The following is a 19,847-nucleotide window of genomic DNA, read 5'->3' on the forward strand; positions in this document are numbered from 1 at the left end:
AAGGCGGGCCAAAAAGGCTCGTCTGATGCAAACTAATACGGAGAATTCCATGGCACTTATAGAAGTTAAAGTCCCCCAACTATCAGAATCCGTTGCTGAAGCAACTCTTTTGCAATGGCATAAAAAAGTAGGCGATCCGGTCGCACGCGATGAAAACCTGATTGATATTGAAACAGATAAAGTCGTACTTGAGCTACCAGCACCAAATGATGGCGTCGTCGTACAAATCGTAGAGCCTGATGGCGCAACGGTAGTCGCAGGTCAAATTATCGCTATTATCGACACTGATGCTGCAGCCAAAGTAAGCCCGATGGAAGTAAGCGCGATACCGGTTCCTCAGCCAGGCCATGCAACGACCCCGGTTGCCGCGCCAGAACTTGCCAGCACTGCAGCCGCTGGCATTGCTATGCCATCCGCAGCGAAGCTCTTGTCCGAAAACAATCTATCAGTGAACCAGGTTGCTGGCACCGGTAAAGATGGTCGCGTGACCAAAGGTGACGTTCTCACGACGCTGGCAGCGAAGCCTGCAGCCCCGGCCCCTGCCATTCCTGCTCCTTCCGCCAAACCGGCCCTGCAACAGGTCGCTGCGCCGAATAAAGCAAATAAAGAAGAGCGTCCGGAAGAGCGCGTGCCGATGAGCCGTTTGCGCGCGCGTATCGCTGAGCGCTTGCTGCAATCGCAAGCAACCAATGCAATCTTGACGACATTCAATGAAGTCAACATGCAACCGGTTATCGATTTGCGGACCAAGTACAAAGATAAATTTGAAAAAGAGCATGGCGTTAAGCTCGGCTTCATGTCTTTCTTCGTTAAAGCGGCAGTGGCCGCACTGAAGAAATATCCAGTCGTTAATGCCTCCGTTGATGGCAACGATATTCTTTATCATGGTTATTTCGACATTGGTATCGCTGTCGGTTCGCCGCGCGGCCTGGTGGTTCCGGTATTACGTGATGCTGACCAGATGTCCATCGCCCAAATCGAAAAGAAAATTGGTGAGTTCGGCGCGAAAGCCCGTGACGGCAAGCTGACGATGGAAGATTTGACCGGCGGTACTTTCTCGATCTCTAACGGTGGAACCTTCGGCTCCATGCTATCGACTCCGATCATCAACCCACCGCAGTCGGCTATTTTGGGTGTGCATGCAACCAAAGACCGCGCAGTTGTTGAAAATGGTCAAATCGTCATCCGTCCAATGAATTATCTGGCGATGTCTTACGATCACCGGATTATCGACGGTCGTGAAGCAGTATTGGCTTTGGTAGCTATCAAAGACGCGCTGGAAGACCCAGCCCGCCTGTTGTTGGATCTATAACTTTTGAAGTATTAACGCTTTGATACCCATCCTGATGGTGTCTGATCAGACATCGCAGGAGAAGTATCAAGCGCGTTGGTTTGTGGGTTGCCTCGAATGCGTTTTTCACAATGCACCGTGATTGCAGTCGCAGTTAAACGTGCTGCGCTGTGCATACGCGGGACAGACGGAACGTATCCGTTGCAAAAGCAATTCGTGATTCAGCCATGTTGTTCTAAGCAGGAAAAAATACCGAATTCACTGAAGTAGTGCGTGATGCCTTGACACCAAGAGCACCGTAAAAAAAGAAGGAAAAACTATGAGTAAGCAATTTGACGTTATCGTTATCGGTGGCGGTCCTGGCGGTTATATCGCAGCAATTCGCGCTGCCCAACTAGGCTTCAGCACCGCTTGTGTTGATGAGTGGAAAAACGCAAATGACGGTCCTGCACCTGGCGGAACCTGTACTAACGTTGGCTGCATTCCATCCAAAGCGCTGTTGCAGTCTTCTGAACATTTCGAACATGCCGGTCACAGCTTCGCGGATCACGGTATCGATATCAAGGAAATGACCTTGAATCTGCCGCAGATGCTCGCGCGTAAAGATACGGTCATCAAGCAGAACAATGAAGGTATTTTGTACCTGCTGAAAAAGAACAAAGTAACGTTTTTCCACGGACGTGGCTCTTTTGTTAAGGGCGACGCGAACGGATATGAGATCAAGGTAGCGGGCAAGACGGAAGAGTCGATCTCTGCCAAGCACATCATTCTGGCGACCGGATCTAATGCACGCGCATTGCCGGGCGCAGATTTCGATGAAAAATTGATTCTGTCGAACACCGGTGCGCTGACTATCGGTGCCGTGCCAAAGAAACTTGGCGTGATTGGTGCTGGTGTCATTGGGCTGGAAATGGGAAGTGTCTGGCGTCGTCTGGGAGCCGAAGTGACGGTTCTGGAAGCGCTTCCAGCTTTACTGAGTGCGGTGGATGATCAAATCGCAAAAGAAGCGGCAAAATTGTTTGCCAAGCAAGGTTTGAACATTAGTCTGGGCGTCAAAATCGGTGCGATTACTGCTGGAAAGAAAGATGTTTCAGTAGAGTATACCGACGCTAAAGGCGAAGCTAAGAAAGCGGTATTTGATAAATTGATCATCTCCATTGGTCGCACGCCGAACACTACCGGCTTGAACGCCGAAGGTATTGGCCTGCAACTCGATGAGCGCGGCTTTATCAATGTGGATGGCGATTGTAAAACCAATCTGGCAAACGTTTGGGCGGTCGGTGACGTCGTGCGCGGTCCGATGTTGGCCCATAAGGCTGAAGAAGAGGGCGTTGCCGTCGCAGAGCGCATAGCCGGTCAGCATGGCCACGTCAATTTCAATACCATTCCCTGGGTCATTTACACTTCCCCTGAAATTGCATGGGTTGGTAAAACTGAGCAGCAGTTAAAAGCCGAAGGCGTTGCTTACAAAGCGGGTACATTCCCCTTTTTGGCAAATGGTCGGGCGCGAGCGCTGGGCGATACTGCCGGTATGGTAAAGTTTTTGGCCGATGCCAAGAGTGACGAGATTCTGGGTGTGCATATTATTGGACCAATGGCATCAGAGCTTATTTCCGAGGCTGTTGTTGCAATGGAATTCCGCGCATCTGCGGAAGATATTGCTCGAATTTGTCATGCTCATCCTTCGTTGTCTGAAGCGACAAAAGAAGCTGCTCTGGCGGTCGATAAGCGTTCGCTCAACTTCTAAAGGAAATGACGATGCGTCATCTGACCCTGTTATCGATGGTTTTACTCGCAGGCTGCGCGACAACCGGGTCAGATAACGGTCGAATCCAGATCGAAACCGGATCCATGGGGGAGCCCCTGACTGCCGCTCGTTGCATCGTTAAAACGGACGGTGGAACCTGGAACCTGACGACGCCTGCAGAAGTTGTGATAACCGTCGCGGACGGTGATTTGCATGTTGCCTGTAGCAAGAACGGTTACCGCAACGGTGAGATCGTATACAAAGCGTCCCCGGGCGCTGGCTTACCCAGCATGGGAATTAGCGGTGTTGGCGGCGGTGGTATCGGTCTGGGGCAGGGCACGAGTTTTCCGGTGAGCGTTGACAGTAATGTTGCGTATCCGAGCCGGATATTGGTTGAAATGGATAGATTGTAGGTGTCTTAATATTGGCATCTAAGTGTGGGTGAGCGGAGGCTCGCCCATTTTTGTTTTTACCTGGACGTTCTTAACATGCAATTACGAACGCTGGGCAAGTGAAGTATGCGAGAGTTGACCATGAACGTCATAGAATTCTACGAACAGACGTTGGCCCAGCGTGGATTTACGTCCGATGCGGCACAATTGTTGGCGGTTGAGCGATTGCAGCACGCGTATGACGAATGGGTCGCCTTCAAGGCGCAGCGTTCCAATTCTTTCAAACGGTTGATCAATCGTCCCGATGTGCCCCGTGGTTTATACATGTGGGGTGGGGTCGGACGCGGTAAGTCGTTCCTGATGGATAGTTTCTATTCCGTTGTGCCGGTAGTGCGCAAAGTGCGCCTGCATTTTCATGAGTTCATGCGCGCAGTGCATCGCCAGCTGGATGAGTTAAAAGGGGTTGAAGATCCTTTAGACGAAGTGGCGAAACGGATTGCAAAAAAATATCGTTTGATCTGCTTCGACGAATTTCATGTGTCCGACATTGCTGATGCCATGATTCTGTATAACTTGCTCAGGGCCTTATTCGATAACGGCGTTTCTTTCGTCATGACGTCCAATTACGAGCCCGGCACTTTATATCCGGATGGCCTGCATCGGGATCGCATGTTGCCAACCATTAAGCTTTTGCGCGATAAGCTCGATGTGATAAACATCGATGCCGGTATTGACTATCGCAGACGCGCAATGGATTTGGTGGACAGTTACTACACGCCACTCAATGGTGATAGCGATCGCTCCTTGCGGCATGCTTTCGCCGGAGTGGCTGAAATGGCAGACCAGGATCCGGTGGTTGACATTGAAGCGCGTAAAATCAAGTCATTGCGGCGTGCGGGTGGTGTTATTTGGTTTGATTTCGCAACTTTGTGTGGTGGGCCACGTTCACAGAATGATTATCTCGAACTCGCCAGTCGGTTTCATACAGTAATATTGTCCGGTATCCCACAAATGTCCGCGGCGATGTCTTCCGAAGCACGCCGGTTTACATGGCTGATTGATGTGTTTTATGATCACAAGATTAAATTGATTATGTCTGCTGCGGTGGTGCCAGAAGAACTCTATACCCAAGGTATGCTGGCAAACGAATTCCATCGGACAGTGTCACGGATTAGTGAGATGCAATCGCAGGAGTATATGGACTCCGAGCAACGTGGCAGTGCGGACGCGATCGCTTGACCGTTCAGGTCAAGGCAGATTGAAACGTCTGTTATCTTCCTGCATAAAGCGATGGCATGCGTCATCCTTGGGTGACAGCGTTGAAGAACCGAATAATGCAATGTAAGAAATGGATGGAAACACGTGAGATTCGCTACTTTTGTTATGAAAACGCCGCATACAATGCATTCAAAGATTACGCAATCCTCCCATAAAGCCACCGGGGCCGTTGATTCTCAGGGCGTAAAACCAACGCTACTGCTGGCTGCGATGCTGCTCTTTGTCGGGTGTGGCCTCACAGGCATGATCCATGCGCAAGAGGTAGCGAAACCGGTTCAAAACGGCAGTATCACGTCCGAAAGCGCACCCAGCAATAATGGTAGCGTCCAAGTCGGTGCTGATCAAGTTACACCAAACATCAATGCAAACAAGCCCAATGCCGAGGTGGGTGGTACGGCGGGCGTCAACGGAAGTATTAAACAATCCGATAGTGCGGTTGCCAATCCTGATGCGTTAAGAGATCCTAATAAAGTATTCGACGCGTCGATCCCCGCTGCCGAATTTGTCGCGCGTCATCCGCCCGGCTCCATTAGCTCAGTGGTCGGCGCTGACGATGTGCTGACCGATGTCACCAAAGCGCGGGCTGAGGTCGAATTACGTAACACCAATGAACGACGCGTTTGCTATAAAAAGTTTTTTACGAATCACTGTTTAGACGCCGTAAAAGAACAACGTCGCCTGGCGTTAAAGCAAATTCGCCCGTTGGAAGTTGAGGCGAACGCATTTAAGCGTCGCGCTACTGCGGATGACCGCGATAAAGCGCTCGCAGAACAGCAAGCAAAAAACGACATATCTGCGCCCAAGCTGCAACAGGATCAAAAGGACAAAGAAAGTTCGATTGCCGATAAAGTGAAACAAGGCGGCGAACACGACGCGGCGGTGACAGCGAACACCAAGCTTCACGCAGGTGAAGCTGAGAAGCGGGTCTCGGACAATGCAAAAAAATTGCAACAGATTCAACAAAATGAGACTGCAAAAACCTCTGAACGAGCAGCCAATAGGGCTGCGTTTGCCAAAAAAGGCCAGGATGCGGCGGACCGTCAGCGCGACATAGCTGAGAAAAAAGCAGAAAAGGCGCGTCAACTGGCCGAGAAGAAGGCTGGAGCAGCGCCAACCGCCACTTCGCCAGCACTAGCACCCACAACCACAAAATTGCCGGCGCAACCTTAAATATACCGAACCCAACGCTGGCACATTATTGCGCCGGTCAGATCGCATGGAAAGGTTTTTCTCTTAAGCCGAGAACCACGTCTCTGGTTCGCACCGAATAGCGGTGAATTCTGATCGGTATTGCGCCAGATCAAAAAACGGTTGACGCGTACTCCCCACATTTGCTCCCGGCTTTACGCCGAGTGCCTCGTGCGGCCTTAAGACTGCCTTAATCCGGCTGAGGTACTATCAGGCTTATGCGTATCCTCCTTGCAGAAGACGACCCCTCGCTAGGCGCGACCGTACAATCCTGGCTTCAGCTTGACGGCTATGCGGTAGACTGGGTTCAGCGCGGCGATTCTGCCGCAATGGCACTTCAAACACACAATTATGATTGCTTGTTGCTCGATCGCGGCCTGCCCGGCATATCCGGCGATCAGCTTCTGACGCAATTGCGCGCCAATAAAGATCTCGTTCCGGTGCTAATGTTCACGGCCAGAGATACCTTGGGAGACCGGATCGGCGGCCTTGATCTCGGCGCTGATGATTATCTGATCAAGCCAGTAGACCTGGAAGAAATGTCCGCGAGAATTCGGGCGGCGATGCGGCGTCATGGTTACCTTGCCGACAACCTCATAAATCATGCAAATATCACCTTGGATATCGCCAGCAAGCGGGTGACATGTGACGGCGCGCTGGTCGAATTGACCGCCCGTGAATTCGCGGTGTTGCATGCATTGATGTTACATCGTAAGCAGATTGTTACCCGCGCCCAAATCGAGGAAGCATTGTATGGTTGGGGTGAAGAGGTGGAAAGTAATGCAATCGAAGTGCACATTCATCATCTTCGCAAAAAGCTGGGCGCATCATTGATTATCACGGTGCGTAACCTCGGTTATCGCTTAAAAGAAGATCATGTCTGAAGCGCCGCCGGACAAGGTTAACCATGATCGTGCGGCACACCAGCGCGGCGCATATTCGTTACGGTTACGGCTGCTATGGACGATTCTCGGCACCAGCACGCTCATGTGGATCGCCAGCATCACCATCATGGTATTCATCGCCTGGCATGAAACCAACGAGGTGTTTGATGATGCGCTCAAGGAGTCCAGTTATTTGATAATGGCTGCTACCACCGACTTCAATGAGCGTGGCTTGCTGGCTGAAACCGGCGCCGGCACCAACGAGCCTCGCAAAGTTGATATCCAATATCAGATCGTGGTGAATAATCGCGTGATTCAACGCACCAATAAGGCGCCGGATAGTCCTTTCGTTCCCCGTTTTGACAAGCGCAAGGGCTTTACAAATATTGTGATCGATGGAAAAAGCTGGCGTATTTTCGTGGTGCGTAGCAAGGATGCCCATTTTGAAGTGCAAGTCGGTCAAAGGCTAAAAAAGCGCCTGGATATTTTGGAGGAACTAGCGGGTAGCCTGACCATTCCTGCATTGTTACTCCTGGCAATGTTGGGCTTGGTGAGTTGGTATTGCGTTAATCGTGTGATGAAGCCGATCAACTTCACGGCCGATGCGCTGTTGCTGAAATCACGCGATGACCTCACCCCTTTGCTGGTGGAGGGGCAGCCGACTGAACTTAAGCCGATCGTCAGCGCCTTAAACGGCATGCTGTTGCGTCTGGATACGGCAATGCAGTCCGAACGTCGCTTCACAGCCGACGCGGCACATGAGTTGCGAACGCCACTTGCTGCACTGGGTATGCACGTGCAATTATTGCAACGTCAGCACAGCGGATTGGCAGTGCCTTTTCAAAAACTACGTCACGACGTTGATCGCATGACCGCTCTGGTCGAAAATCTTTTGGCATTGGCGCGACTTGATCCAATTAATCGCGATGGACTAGCGCGGCGAGCGGTCACGCTGGCACCGTTCCTTCAGGATTTAACGGCGGTGCATTCGGCCGCTGCGGGACGCCGCGATATTCGCCTTGAAATACAGAATGGGGTGAATACGATGAACATGAATCCGGAATTGATTTACATTGCATTGCGTAATCTTCTGGACAATGCGATGCGTTATTGTCCAGAAAAAAGCACGGTCCAGATTAGAACCAGCAACTGGGCGGGAGGCGTACGCATCGCGGTTTGTGATGATGGTCCTGGGGTTGATGAGGACCAACGCGGGCGACTGAGCGAACGATTTTTTCGGGTGCTGGGAAGCCGGGAGGCTGGCAGTGGATTGGGCTTGTCGATCGTGCGCCAGATCGCTGAGTTACACGGCGCGAAGTTGACGTTTGGGAGCGGCCTTAATGATCGTGGTCTCGGCGTTTATCTGGACTTCCCGCCCGAACATCTTGTTTGCTAAAGTGATTGACCGTTCGACAAATAAGGAGGAATTTTTGGTTCTTAAGATAACGTTAATGTTGAGGGAGTTTAATAGCACCAGGTTCGGCGAACAAGAAGAATGCGCTGGCCCCACTAATACACTCATCGTTATCAAAAGGAACCCTCATGAATCGCATCGCTAAAGTTATTGCCATCACTGTCTTAACTGTTTCCTCCGCAGCGGCGATGGCGCAAAGTTATACCGGGCCTACCGCCAGTTCGGCAGGCGCCAGTCCGCACTATACCGGCCCGTCAACGATTCCGAAAATGACGGCAAAACAATTGCTGGATAACGGCACAGACGATCAGTACGTCACGTTAAATGGAAAGCTGATTAGCCATGCGGGAAGCAAGGATTACGTTTTTGCTGACGCCAGCGGGCAAATTAAGGTAAAAATTTCGTCAAAATATTTTCCGGCGAATCAAATAATTGACGGCAATACGCCGGTCGAAATCACCGGAAAATTTGATAAAAACCGTTTTGGGACATCCAAACTGGAAGTCAAGCAAATCAAGGTGACCGCTAGTTGATGCAAATCGGTGAACGGCAAATTGCGACGCATTGACGACCTACTTTTGTTCGATGCCATCAATGTGGTAAGGAAGTTGTTTCTGTAGCAAGCTGCTATTTTATTTGTCTCTTCCATTCTTATTAAAGTCTGCGCAGACGACCTCGTAAAGAGTCGTCTGCTTTTTTTGCGTATTTTTCTTCCGAATTGGTGCCTGCCGCTTGCCCGCATCGACTTTGTATTGGCGCATTCATCCAGGTAGATTAAACTGATCCTTTAATAGAGTTGGCTGACAAGCGGCCAATCCCGCGTATCTGGCGGCTCAACGAGGGATGCATTAAAGAAAAAGAAAACGAAAGCAACTCGCAAACGGACGCCAGCAGTCAATGCTTGTCATAAAAAATTATTACACGCAGGAATAACTTGTATTAAGTACAAGCCAAACCCTTCACATTTATTGAATTTCATTGCAGGGAAGTGACTATGCTAGATCGGGAAGATATTCACCGGCGTATCATTGAGCTAGAAGTCGAACATCGCGATCTTGATTCTGTGATTGATGTCATGGCTAACGAGGTCCGACGCGAAGAGTTACAATTGCGACGTTTGAAGAAGCGCAAATTGCAATTGAAAGACCACATTACGCTGTTAAGAATGCAATTAATTCCAGATATTCCCGCATAGATACTATCGTCTGCACCCGGATCGTCAAGTTGCACTCAACACTAGTTCAGCGCCGCTACCGGACGCAGCGACAATGTTTTCGCATGGTTCTGAACCTCCTAGCCTATTACCGACAGTTACCTTGACCGAAGATACATCCCACCCCATTGCCGAAAACGCCACTCCCGCCGGCACGCACGATGCCGATATCGATCAATTATTTGGTCCCGGAGGGCCACTCGGCCAGATCGTTGGCGGATTTCGGCCACGACTCGCCCAGACAGAAATGGCGAAGGCAATTGCTGAAGCTATCGCGCAACAGACGACGCTGATTGCCGAGGCGGGCACTGGCACCGGAAAGACGTTTGCTTATCTGGTACCGGCCCTGCTATGGGGCGGCAAGGTCATCGTCTCAACCGGCACCAAAAATCTGCAGGATCAATTATTTTTACGTGATATTCCCACAGTACGCAAAGCGCTCAGCGCACCGGTATCGATTGCGCTATTGAAAGGACGCGCGAATTATGTCTGCCATTTTCATCTGGAACGGACGCTTCAGAATGGGCGCATGACATCGCGCGAAGACACAGGTCATTTACGTGAAATTTCCCGTTTCATGAAAACCACAAGCTCCGGCGATAAGGCGGAATTGTCAAAGGTCCCCGAAACGGCTTTAATCTGGAATCTGGTGACTTCGACCCGCGACACCTGTCTCGGCGCCGAATGTCAGTACTATCAGGATTGCTTTGTCATGAAGGCGCGCAAAGAGGCGCAGCAAGCCGATATCGTCGTCGTCAATCATCATCTGTTCTTTGCTGATGTCGCGTTAAAAGACACGGGTGTAGCGGAACTGCTTCCCTCGGCGAATACCATCATTTTTGATGAGGCGCACCAGTTACCCGAGGTCGCGACGTTATTTTTTGGCGACACGGTCTCAACTTCGCACATCCTCGAATTATGTCGAGACGTACTGGCTGAAGGCCTTTCGCATGCCCGAGACGGCGCCGACTGGGCCAAGGTCGTGATGCCGGTCGAGAAAGCTGCCCGCGATTTACGGTTAGCGTTTCCGCAGGATGTCGTACGCCTTGCGGTCAATCAGATCGCACCGTCCAGCATATTCTTTTCGGCGCTGGAGACGTTACGACAAGAGTTTGACGGAATGATCGCCACGTTGGAAAAACAAGCTGAGCGGGCTGAGACCATTGAGCAATGCCGTACCCGGGCAATCGAACTTGGCATGCGGATTGATGCGTGGAACAAGCCGGAATCGGGAAAAGCCAAAGCAAAGACCACTAGCATTAAAGATGCGGTGCATGGTGACGCCGAAGGTCGCGTGCTGTGGGTGGAGGCTTTTTCGACCTCTTTGCAATTACATCAGACCCCGCTATCAATCGCGCCAATTTTCAATAAACAGCGCGAAGGCGTTCCGCGCACCTGGATTTTTACGTCCGCAACGCTTGCAGTCAAAAACGATTTTCAGCACTATGCCTCACAAATGGGGCTGACAGGCGAACCGGCGCAATCCTGGCCGAGCCCGTTTGAATACGGCGAGCAGGGGTTGCTGTATGTGCCCCAAAACTTGCCGCAACCAAATTCGCCTGAATACACCGATGCGGTGATTGACGCGGCGCTGCCCGTGATTGAAGCGGCTGGTGGTCGCGCCTTCTTGCTCTGCACGACTATTCGGGCGGTCAATCGGGCCGCAGAGAGGTTGCGCACCGAGTTCGAAGAACGCAAACTCCCGTTTCCATTATTTGTGCAAGGCGAAGCAGGGCGTACCGAATTGCTCGACCGGTTTCGCGCCGCTGGTAACGCGGTATTGATCGGCAGCCAGAGTTTTTGGGAGGGGGTCGACGTCCGCGGAGAAGCCTTGTCGCTGGTGATTATCGATAAATTACCATTTTCTCCGCCCGACGATCCGGTGCTCGCAGCGCGTATCGAGGCGCTCGAGAAAAAAGGCATGAATGGTTTCATGCACCATCAACTGCCTGCCGCTATCATCAATCTGAAACAGGGGGCAGGGCGTCTGATTCGCGACGAGACGGATCGCGGCGTGTTGATGATTTGCGATCCACGACTTATTTCAAAGGGTTACGGCAAACGTATCTGGCAAAGCTTGCCACCGTTTAAACGGACTCGCGATTTGAGTGTAGCGACCGAGTTTTTTAATACCGTACCGCTCGCTGTCTGAGGCTCCGCCTCCTTATTTAGAATGGCAGATTCCTCGTTGTCATTCGTTTGATCGTTCCATTTCGCGGGATGATGTTACAGTCACAGCGAGTGTCACCTCGCCATAAGCAGGACTTCGGCATGTCTGACGCGAACTTTTAGAGTGGTTTGCCCGTCTGTCATTAACTGGTAACAATCAGGACCTATGGTTCTCAAAGCCAGAAAACGTCGATCTTCTCTTTTTCATCTTAATTCCCCCTAAAATCTTTCAAGTTACTTGTTGGTCATTGTCGAAATTGTTGAAAGTAGTGCAGTATTCAGTAGATTGTGAGGATGTCATGTTTGCAGCGGTAGATCTGGGTTCAAATAGCTTTCGGTTACATATCGGTAAATACAATGGCGATGCTATTCGTGTCATCAAGAGTGCTAGAGACCCGATTCGTTTAGCTGGCGGGCTTGATAGTAAAGGTAACCTGACCGAAAGTGCGATGCAGACTGCGTTAGATTCACTCGGTCGCTTTCGCACTATTTTGGAAGACTACCAGCTCGAGGCGGTCCGCGTCGTGGCGACCAACACGTTGCGTATCGCAAAAAATGCAGCGGCTTTTTTACCCGCGCTAGAAGCGGCTATCGGGTATCCGATTGAGATTATTTCTGGCGAGGAAGAGGGCCGACTGATTTATATGGGCGTCGCCAGCATGTTGCGCTTGCCGAATGAAAAACGCTTGGTATTGGACATTGGCGGCGGATCCACCGAATTGATTTTGGGTCGCGGGCAGCAAATTGAACGGGTGGAATCGTTTGGTATTGGCACAGTCAATCAAAGTCTGGCATTTTTTGCCAATGGCAGCATCACCGCTGCAGCCTATGATGCCGCGATACTTTCTGCCCGCAGTCACTTTGAAGACGCTGCTCCGCCTTATCGCCCGCAAAATTGGACCAACGCTTACGGTTCATCGGGAACCATTCGCGCCATTGCCGAGACTATCGAAAAGAACAACTTGGGGGATCGGCGTTTATCGTATAAAAGCCTCGAAGCCCTGAAAGAGCGTTTTATTCAAATGGGCGATGTTAGCCGGATTGACATGGTCGGCATGAAACCTGACCGTGCTTCGGTCATTGTCGGCGGCGTAGCGGTCTTGAGTGGGTTGATGCAAGAACTGGGGATCGAGGCGTTGACACCCATCGAGGCAGGCTTGCGCATGGGCGTGATGTGGGATCTGCAGTTACGCGGCACGCGTCTGGATCGGCGTGAGCAATCGGTGCGGGATTTTGCCCAGCGCTTTCACGTTGATCAATTGCGCGCAAATCGGGTCGCGGAGACTGCCAGTGCGTTGTTTGGCCTGCTGAAGCCAAGTAACGATGCGCTTGAAAAATATCTGCATTGGAGTGGCTTGTTGCATGAAGTCGGTTTGGTTGTATCGCAAAGTGGCTATCATAAACATGCTGCCTATCTGATCGCTAATGCGGATCTTTCCGGATTCACGACCAGAGAACAAAAGACAATGAGCCAATTGATACTTGGCCAAAAGGGAAACTTACGTAAGATTAGCGAGAGTTTGCTGGACGGCGATTTCTCAAAAGCTGTCCTGTCATTACGGCTCGCAGTGATGTTCCTGCACTCCCGGATAGAAGTGAACCTTGATGAGTTACGCGTCAAGATGAAAAGCAAGATTGAACTCGATATCAAACGAGCGTGGGTTGCAGATCATCCCACCGCGACTTACTGGATGGAAAAAGAACGAGAATGGTGGCGCGAAATCGGTGTGGAATTCGCCATTAAACGCGTTTGATACCCGCATTTCATAACTAAATTTTCGATTGAAGGCCTGCTCAATGATCGCGTAGCAGACAGGGCCGTTTTCTCCATCGATTGAAGTTTTTGGCCGTTATCTTCTTTTACCCTAACCGTCAAATTAAACTCCGGGAATGTTAAATATTCTCAGCTAAACTGGTTGCGTGTCGATGAAACACGGTGACCATTAGAAACAGTAGTTGCTAATTTTAAATAAATTGCATATATTATTTATACTATTAAATTTTAGGAGTATCCATGGTTACCCGCGCATCCACTAAACCCGCCACCGCATTGACAAAAAAGCCGCCGGTAAAAGCCAGCGTAAAGAAGGCAGTCGCGACGAAACCGGCAGCGAAGGCACCTTTGAAAGTATCGAAAGCGCCGGTTGTGGCCAAAAAGCCCGCCGCGGCAAAAAAAGTAACATCAGCAAAAGCGGTCACAGCAGCCCCTAAAAAAAGTGCTGTCAGTGCTCCTGAACCAGTCCTGCAAGCACCAAAAACTAGTGCCACACCAGTGAGCCCGGCTAAACCAGCTATTGAGCCAAAAGTAAAAGCCAGGAAAGCCAAGTTGGTGCGCGATAGCTTTACAATGCCAGAAGACGAATATCAAGTGCTGAGTGACGTCAAAAAAGCCTGTCTTAAAGCCGGTTTAGCAGTGAAGAAAAGTGAATTATTGAGAATCGGCGTGGCGTTGATCAAGCAACTGGATAATGCGAAGTTGAAAGCCGCGATTGCTAGTCTGCCGCTGGTTAAAGCCGGACGCCCTAAAAAAGAGAAATAAGTTCAGTATTGGCGAATGGTCGGGCTGTGCCATCGAGCACCCTGAAATCGGCGCGCAGGTCACGCAAAAATCGATAGACCAAGCCTCTATCAAAAAAAAATCCCGATATCGCTATCGGGATTTTTTACATTTCCGCATCCAGCCACAATGTCTTCAAAAAAAACACTATATCTGAGCAAGATTATTTACGCTTTTCTTAGTTGCTCACGAATTGGCAGGTCGCGGATACGCTTGCCAGTGGCCGCAAAGATCGCATTACACAACGCCGGTGCAATTGGTGGCGTCCCTGGCTCTCCCACGCCACCTAATGGCATGTCGTAGGCATGTTGTACGATATGCACCCGGATATCCTTTGGTGCAGAGAGCGCACGCAATACCTCGTATTCATGGAAATTACTCTGTACCACAGCACCATTTTTAAAGGTAATTTCACCGCTCATCGCCAGACTCAGGCCCATGATGCAAGCGCCTTCGACTTGTGAGCGAATCCGATCTGGCGTGATAGCCGGACCGCAGTCAATGGCGACGTCAACGCGCGGAATGCTGATTCCTCCATCATCGTTCACCACGACCTCGATCACCGCCGCCACGTAGCTCATAAAGCTATACGCGACCGCAAGACCTAAACCGTGACCTTTGGCAACCTTACGGCCCCAACCAGCTTCGCGTGTAGCAAGTTCCACCACGTTCCGCATGCGGCCGGCATCGAGTGGATATAATGTCGGCGATTCACCGTAGTTGGTGTTATCGGACAAATCTTTCGGCGCGATCTTACGGGCCGGACCAATTAATTCGAGTAGATATTCGCGATGATCCCGGTTGGCGGCAGCAGCCAGTTCAGCGACGAAAGATTGCACGGCAAACGCATGTGGAATGTTGAATACCGAGCGGAACCAGCCGATCCGCGTATGCGCCGGGACCGGCGGTGCTTCCACTCGAATATTCGGAATCACGAACGGAATATTGATGGCGCTCATTCCCAGTTCGCCCGCCGATTCACCCATCGCGCCAAGCACGAACGTCGATGAAATAGTCGGTGCTGCGCTGCGATGCAACCATGCCAGCGGCATGCCTTTCTCATCAAGCGTGCTTTCCAGATGCTCTAGCGAAACAGTATGCAGATAGTCGTGACGCAGATCATCCTCACGCGTCCACGTCAGCTTTACCGGTTTGCCATCCATCGCTTTTGATAGCAGCGCGGCCTCAGCAGCGAAGTCTGGCTTCGATTTGCGACCAAAGCCGCCACCTAATAAAGTAACGTTGATTTTTACGTCTTCCGGTTTCAGCCCAAGAGTACCAGCAACGGTTGCGCGCGTTGCCTGCGGATTCTGGACGCAGGTCCAGACTTCACATTTTCCATCGACAATACGGGCTGTCGCCGCTGGCGGCTCCATACTGGCGTGTGCCAGGTGCGGGATGTAGTATTCTGCCTCTATCCGTTTGCCAGCTTTTTCAAGTACGCCCATCGTGTCGCCGTCATTGCGCATCACTTTAGCCGGTTTGCGTACTGCATCCTGCAGCGTTACCTTGAAAGCGGTGGAGTCATAACTGCCATTTGGACCATCATCCCAGGTAATCTTCAATGCTTCCCGCCCCTTGATTGCGGCCCAGGTGTTGTTCGCAATCACCGCAATTCCCCCTAGCGGATTGAATAGCGCTGGCGGCGGACTACCTTTCAATTCGACGATGCGGATCACGCCTGGGACCTTCATGGCGTCCGCTGCGTCAAAACTGGCGACTTTCCCGCCGAACACCGGTGGACGCGCAATCACGGCGTAGACCATGCCATCCAGACGGGTATCGATACCGTATTGCGTATTGCCGGTGACGATATTCTGAAAATCAATGCTGCCGAATTTATCTTTACCGATATACCGAAACTGGGCCGCATCCTTCAGGTGAATTTGATCTGGCGTCGGCAATGGCAACTTGGCGGCATCTTCTGCCAGCAAACCATAGCCTAACTTGCGTCCCGATTTGGTATGATGCACTTCATGATTTTTTGCGCTAACTTCTGATACCGGCACGTTCCAGCGGCTCGCAGCGGCAGTTTCCAACATTAAGCGCGCAGTGGCGCCAACTTGGCGCATTGGCATAAAGAAGTGGCGCATGCTGCGAGAGCCGTCCGTATTTTGGTTACCGAAACGACTTTCGTCAGCGGTTGCCTGCACTACGCGCACGCGGCTCCAATCCGCTTCAAGTTCTTCCGCAACGACCAACGGCAGACTGGTACGAATACCCTGGCCCATTTCTGAGCGATGGGCAACGATCGTCACGATCCCATTAGTGCCGATTGAAACAAAAACCAGCGGATTGGCGACAGTGCCACCCGGCATTGCCGCGGAACCATATTTTTTCTCCGGAACCGGTGCATCCGCTGCGCTGACGATACCGTTGATCCCAACAGTCAACGCCAGTCCGGTGAACGCGCTCACACCTTTTAACCAGCTGCGGCGCGAAATGCTATTCGCTGCGCCCACGTCCGCGCTCATATCCGCGCTCATATTCGCGTTAGCATCGCCCGTCGATTGCATTGACGCGATCGCATTGTCAAAGGTTGCACTCATTATGCGACTCCTTTGTTGGCGGCTACCTGTTTGATAGCGGCTTTGATACGTGTATAAGTGCCGCAGCGGCAGATATTTCCGCTCATGGCACTGTCGATTTCTTCATCTGTCGGTTTTGGTGTGGTCTTAAGTAATGCAGTGGCCGACATGATTTGTCCTGCCTGGCAGTAGCCGCATTGCGGTACGCCAAGCGCGACCCACGCTTGTTGAATAGCTTTGCCGACACCATCATGGGCGATCATTTCAATAGTGGTAATTTTTTTCCCCACTGCGGCACTAATTGGCGTCACACATGAACGGATCGGTGCTCCATCAAGGTGAACCGTGCAAGCCCCGCATAAGGCCATTCCACAACCGAATTTTGTTCCCGTTAGTCCGACGTTATCGCGCAGTGTCCAGAGTATTGGTGTGTCTCCCGGCAAATCAATAGTGTGTTGTTTGCCATTTATATTTAATAGTGTCATTTTTCTTCCAGCTTGAGATGTTTGCCTAATGGTGGAGTAGGTCATGACTCAGCCAGGCCCTGGCATGAATGTTAATAGATTGTAATCTTGCTTTGGGTTCCATGTTTAAGAAGAGCGATTTTGTGGTCTTTGAGCAATCGTCGCGGTCGTCATTTTGAGCGCCGCTCTCCGCACGCGATGCAAAGTTTGGTTCGCTCCCGTTCACATGCTGTAATATCCACCCATCAAAAATTTGCTTTAAAGGGATTCATGACCGTTTATCAGAAACCGATAGTCATGCTGGATTTCGAGACTACCGGATTGAGTCCAGAGATGGGCGATCGCATCACCGAAGTCGCAGCCTTGCGGATAGTTGAAGGTAAAATTGTCGAGCGTTTTGTATCGCTGGTGAATTGCGGCGTATCGATCCCCCCGTTTATTTCGCATCTGACCGGCATCTCCCAAGCGATGGTCGATCGGGCCCCGTCGGCTTCTAAAGTGATGCCGGAGCTTCTGCGGTTCATTGGTAATGATGCACTGGCCGCACATAACGCCAGCTTTGACGCCAAGTTCTTATTGAAGGAGAGCGCTCTGTTGGACTTACAGCCGCGCCATAGCGCGCTGATCTGCTCTCTTAAGTTGTCGCGGCGGGTTTTCCCCGGCATGAAAAGCTACAAACTTGGGTTGCTCGCCTCCGCGCTACAGATTCCGTTTTTAGGTAACGCGCATAGAGCGGAAGCAGATGCTGAAGTGTCCGCACATTTGCTGCTGCACGTTGCTAAGCATCTGACCGATCGATATCAGGTGACGTCGATACACCCTGATTTGCTGGTGGCGGTGAATAAGTTAGCTGCTGCCAAAGTGCCAAAATTCCTGGCGGGGCAGTTATACGGTCAATATTGAGCTTAAATTCTAAGCTTAAAATTTGAGCTTAAATACTGACGTTTTTAGTGGCGTTATGTGCGGACTCTAAGTACGGACATTCGATCAAGTCGTCAAGTGAACCTTTGGTGAAGTCGAAGCACTGAGCCTGCAATTGCGTGACCCAGTGGGTTTGCTTCCGGATTCTTCATGACGAACTGACGGTCAATCTTTCCTAGAGTTCGGAAATAAAGCGCATTTTAAAATTGCGGCCTTTAATATTGCCGTTACTTAAGCGAGAAAACGCGTGCTTTGCCATGCGCCGTTCCAGTGCGACATACGTCATGAATTCAAATACGCTGATTTTCCCCACCTGTTCTTTGGTAAGGCCGACGTCGCCGGTCAGTGCACCTAATAGATCACCTGGGCGTAGTTTGTCTTTTTTGCCGCCCATGATGCATAACGTCACCATTGGCGCTTGCAACGGTCCGCCTTCGGCTGGCTCCAATGCGGCCAGATCAAACCAGGACACAGGTCCATTCTGATAATCTTCAATGAGCTTGACCCATTTTTTTTCATTCGGTGCACAAAGACTCAATGCCAGGCCTTTGTCATGACCGCGTCCAGTACGACCGATGCGATGAATATGCACTTCGGTATCTTTCGACACATCCACGTTAATCACTGCGCCTAACGTCTGAATATCCAAACCACGCGCGGCGACATCGGTTGCAACTAACACCGAACAACTCTGATTAGCGAACTGGACCAAAATTTCATCGCGCTCACGTTGCTCAAGTTCGCCGTACAACGCCAGGGCACTAAAACCCTGGTCGCGCAGTTCCGCAGCTAACTCGCGGCAGTGAATTTTGGTGTTACAGAAAGCAATGGTCGACACCGGCCGATAATGATTAAGCAGTTGCGCAACCGCGCCGTTACGTCCATCGTAAGAAACCTCGTAGAAGCGCTGCTCAATCTGGCCCGAATCATGTTGTGCTTCAACTTTTACTTCCACCGGCTGACGTAAAAATTCAGCGCTCGCTTTTCGAATATCATCAGGATAAGTCGCGGAAAACAGCAATGTCTGACGGCGCTTTGGACAGGCGCTCACAATCCCCGAAATCTCTTCATAAAATCCCATGTCAACCATGCGATCAGCTTCGTCCAGCACCAGCGTTTGTACCGTCGATAAGTTAATGCTGCCACGCCCGATATGGTCACGTATGCGACCGGGAGTGCCGACGATAATGTGCGCGCCATGTTCTAACGAACCGATCTGCGGCCCCATTGGCGAACCGCCGCACAGCGTCAATATTTTGACGTTATCTTCCAGGCGCGCCAATCTTCGCAGTTCTTTTGCCACCTGATCGGCCAGCTCTCGGGTCGGACACAATACCAGTGCCTGAATCGCAAAGTAAGTGGGGTTCAGTTTATGCAAAATGCCGATACCAAAAGCGGCTGTTTTACCGCTACCGGTTTTAGCCTGCGCGATCAAATCGCGTCGCTCCAGAATGACAGGCAGACTTTGCGCTTGAATAGTCGTCATCTCGTGGTAACCGAGACTATCAAGGTTGCGCAAAAGTGCCGGTGAAAGGGGAAGATTTGAAAAGGAGGAGGTAGTCACAGTGGCGTTCGTCGACAGCAAGGGGAAGGAAGTCTAACAGGCAGGCTTGTTTAGGGATAGTTTTGATGCGATTTTGATGGAATTTAGTGCTTTATTGTTATGCTTTAGGTGATTAAGCTGTTGGCAAACCGCAATTAGAGTACTTTTCCAACGATTATCGGGTTATTCAATGCACCTCGTCACCCTACAAATGAATCATCTGAACGATGTTCGATTTTTTCGATAGTACGGATCAAT

The 19,847-nt window shown here is 50.9% G+C and carries 16 protein-coding genes; 13 read left to right on the top strand and 3 right to left on the bottom strand.

What is annotated here, in order from left to right:
• The first annotated feature begins 49 nt into the window (after positions 1-49).
• The 12 genes from odhB to JQN73_RS20035 all read left to right on the top strand — a co-directional run bounded on the left by odhB (position 50) and on the right by JQN73_RS20035 (position 14,115).
• Positions 50-1,312 (top strand): 2-oxoglutarate dehydrogenase complex dihydrolipoyllysine-residue succinyltransferase, encoded by a 1,263-nt coding sequence (odhB, locus tag JQN73_RS19980; protein WP_205320674.1) that lies wholly within the window; start codon positions 50-52, stop codon positions 1,310-1,312.
• A gap of 298 nt (positions 1,313-1,610) precedes the next feature.
• Positions 1,611-3,038, top strand: coding sequence for a dihydrolipoyl dehydrogenase (gene lpdA, locus JQN73_RS19985; protein WP_205320675.1), 1,428 nt, complete (start codon positions 1,611-1,613; stop codon positions 3,036-3,038).
• An 11-nt stretch (positions 3,039-3,049) separates the two neighbouring features.
• Positions 3,050-3,451: a hypothetical protein gene (locus JQN73_RS19990; RefSeq protein ID WP_205320676.1), complete on the top strand. Its 402-nt coding sequence runs from the start codon at positions 3,050-3,052 to the stop codon at positions 3,449-3,451.
• 120 nt (positions 3,452-3,571) lie between these two features.
• Positions 3,572-4,669, top strand: coding sequence for a cell division protein ZapE (zapE, locus tag JQN73_RS19995; RefSeq protein WP_205320677.1), 1,098 nt, complete (start codon positions 3,572-3,574; stop codon positions 4,667-4,669).
• Positions 4,670-4,831: 162 nt separating this feature from the next.
• On the top strand, positions 4,832-5,878 hold the full coding sequence (locus JQN73_RS20000) for a hypothetical protein (RefSeq protein WP_205320678.1): 1,047 nt from the start codon (positions 4,832-4,834) through the stop codon (positions 5,876-5,878).
• Between the two features lie 236 nt (positions 5,879-6,114).
• A complete protein-coding gene (locus JQN73_RS20005) occupies positions 6,115-6,780 on the top strand; it encodes a response regulator transcription factor (RefSeq protein ID WP_205320679.1) in 666 nt (221 codons plus the stop codon).
• On the top strand, positions 6,773-8,176 hold the full coding sequence (locus JQN73_RS20010; protein WP_205320680.1) for an ATP-binding protein: 1,404 nt from the start codon (positions 6,773-6,775) through the stop codon (positions 8,174-8,176). Before JQN73_RS20005 ends, JQN73_RS20010 begins: the two co-directional genes overlap by 8 nt.
• 146 nt (positions 8,177-8,322) lie before the next feature.
• Complete coding sequence (locus JQN73_RS20015) at positions 8,323-8,727, top strand: YgiW/YdeI family stress tolerance OB fold protein (RefSeq protein WP_205320681.1); 405 nt, start codon at positions 8,323-8,325, stop codon at positions 8,725-8,727.
• 461 nt (positions 8,728-9,188) lie between these two features.
• Positions 9,189-9,389: a YdcH family protein gene (locus JQN73_RS20020; protein ID WP_205320682.1), complete on the top strand. Its 201-nt coding sequence runs from the start codon at positions 9,189-9,191 to the stop codon at positions 9,387-9,389.
• 73 nt (positions 9,390-9,462) lie between these two features.
• Positions 9,463-11,559 (top strand): ATP-dependent DNA helicase, encoded by a 2,097-nt coding sequence (locus JQN73_RS20025; protein ID WP_205320683.1) that lies wholly within the window; start codon positions 9,463-9,465, stop codon positions 11,557-11,559.
• A 316-nt stretch (positions 11,560-11,875) separates the two neighbouring features.
• The gene (locus tag JQN73_RS20030; RefSeq protein WP_205320684.1) at positions 11,876-13,330 is read left to right on the top strand and encodes a Ppx/GppA phosphatase family protein; all 1,455 of its coding nucleotides are present in this window, start codon (positions 11,876-11,878) and stop codon (positions 13,328-13,330) included.
• 260 nt (positions 13,331-13,590) lie between these two features.
• Positions 13,591-14,115: a hypothetical protein gene (locus tag JQN73_RS20035; protein ID WP_205320685.1), complete on the top strand. Its 525-nt coding sequence runs from the start codon at positions 13,591-13,593 to the stop codon at positions 14,113-14,115.
• A gap of 185 nt (positions 14,116-14,300) precedes the next feature.
• On the opposite strand, the gene JQN73_RS20040 is transcribed toward JQN73_RS20035, so the two are convergent.
• Both JQN73_RS20040 and JQN73_RS20045 read right to left on the bottom strand, forming a co-directional pair.
• Entirely contained in the window at positions 14,301-16,619 is a 2,319-nt protein-coding gene (locus JQN73_RS20040; protein ID WP_205323484.1) for a xanthine dehydrogenase family protein molybdopterin-binding subunit, read from the bottom strand.
• A 62-nt stretch (positions 16,620-16,681) separates the two neighbouring features.
• Positions 16,682-17,146: a (2Fe-2S)-binding protein gene (locus tag JQN73_RS20045; protein WP_205320686.1), complete on the bottom strand. Its 465-nt coding sequence runs from the start codon at positions 17,144-17,146 to the stop codon at positions 16,682-16,684.
• 249 nt (positions 17,147-17,395) lie between these two features.
• On the opposite strand from JQN73_RS20045, the gene JQN73_RS20050 reads away from it, so the two are divergent.
• On the top strand, positions 17,396-18,028 hold the full coding sequence (locus tag JQN73_RS20050; protein WP_205320687.1) for a PolC-type DNA polymerase III: 633 nt from the start codon (positions 17,396-17,398) through the stop codon (positions 18,026-18,028).
• 193 nt (positions 18,029-18,221) lie between these two features.
• Here the strand turns inward: JQN73_RS20050 and dbpA are convergent, their stop codons facing one another.
• Complete coding sequence (dbpA, locus tag JQN73_RS20055) at positions 18,222-19,610, bottom strand: ATP-dependent RNA helicase DbpA (RefSeq protein WP_205320688.1); 1,389 nt, start codon at positions 19,608-19,610, stop codon at positions 18,222-18,224.
• Between the last annotated feature and the right edge of the window lie 237 nt (positions 19,611-19,847).

It is taken from the genome of Glaciimonas sp. PAMC28666, assembly GCF_016917355.1.
Taxonomy (GTDB): domain Bacteria; phylum Pseudomonadota; class Gammaproteobacteria; order Burkholderiales; family Burkholderiaceae_D; genus Glaciimonas.

Excerpts from the sequence above, each read along its gene's own strand:
- odhB (WP_205320674.1), top strand. The coding sequence starts at position 50 with ATGGCACTTATAGAAGTTAAAGTCCCCCAACTATCAGAATCCGTTGCT.
- lpdA (WP_205320675.1), top strand. The coding sequence starts at position 1,611 with ATGAGTAAGCAATTTGACGTTATCGTTATCGGTGGCGGTCCTGGCGGT.
- JQN73_RS19990 (WP_205320676.1), top strand. The coding sequence starts at position 3,050 with ATGCGTCATCTGACCCTGTTATCGATGGTTTTACTCGCAGGCTGCGCG.
- zapE (WP_205320677.1), top strand. The coding sequence starts at position 3,572 with ATGAACGTCATAGAATTCTACGAACAGACGTTGGCCCAGCGTGGATTT.
- JQN73_RS20000 (WP_205320678.1), top strand. The coding sequence starts at position 4,832 with ATGCATTCAAAGATTACGCAATCCTCCCATAAAGCCACCGGGGCCGTT.
- JQN73_RS20005 (WP_205320679.1), top strand. The coding sequence starts at position 6,115 with ATGCGTATCCTCCTTGCAGAAGACGACCCCTCGCTAGGCGCGACCGTA.
- JQN73_RS20010 (WP_205320680.1), top strand. The coding sequence starts at position 6,773 with ATGTCTGAAGCGCCGCCGGACAAGGTTAACCATGATCGTGCGGCACAC.
- JQN73_RS20015 (WP_205320681.1), top strand. The coding sequence starts at position 8,323 with ATGAATCGCATCGCTAAAGTTATTGCCATCACTGTCTTAACTGTTTCC.
- JQN73_RS20020 (WP_205320682.1), top strand. The coding sequence starts at position 9,189 with ATGCTAGATCGGGAAGATATTCACCGGCGTATCATTGAGCTAGAAGTC.
- JQN73_RS20025 (WP_205320683.1), top strand. The coding sequence starts at position 9,463 with ATGTTTTCGCATGGTTCTGAACCTCCTAGCCTATTACCGACAGTTACC.
- JQN73_RS20030 (WP_205320684.1), top strand. The coding sequence starts at position 11,876 with ATGTTTGCAGCGGTAGATCTGGGTTCAAATAGCTTTCGGTTACATATC.
- JQN73_RS20035 (WP_205320685.1), top strand. The coding sequence starts at position 13,591 with ATGGTTACCCGCGCATCCACTAAACCCGCCACCGCATTGACAAAAAAG.
- JQN73_RS20040 (WP_205323484.1), bottom strand. The coding sequence starts at position 16,619 with ATGAGCGCGGATATGAGCGCGGACGTGGGCGCAGCGAATAGCATTTCG.
- JQN73_RS20045 (WP_205320686.1), bottom strand. The coding sequence starts at position 17,146 with ATGACACTATTAAATATAAATGGCAAACAACACACTATTGATTTGCCG.
- JQN73_RS20050 (WP_205320687.1), top strand. The coding sequence starts at position 17,396 with ATGACCGTTTATCAGAAACCGATAGTCATGCTGGATTTCGAGACTACC.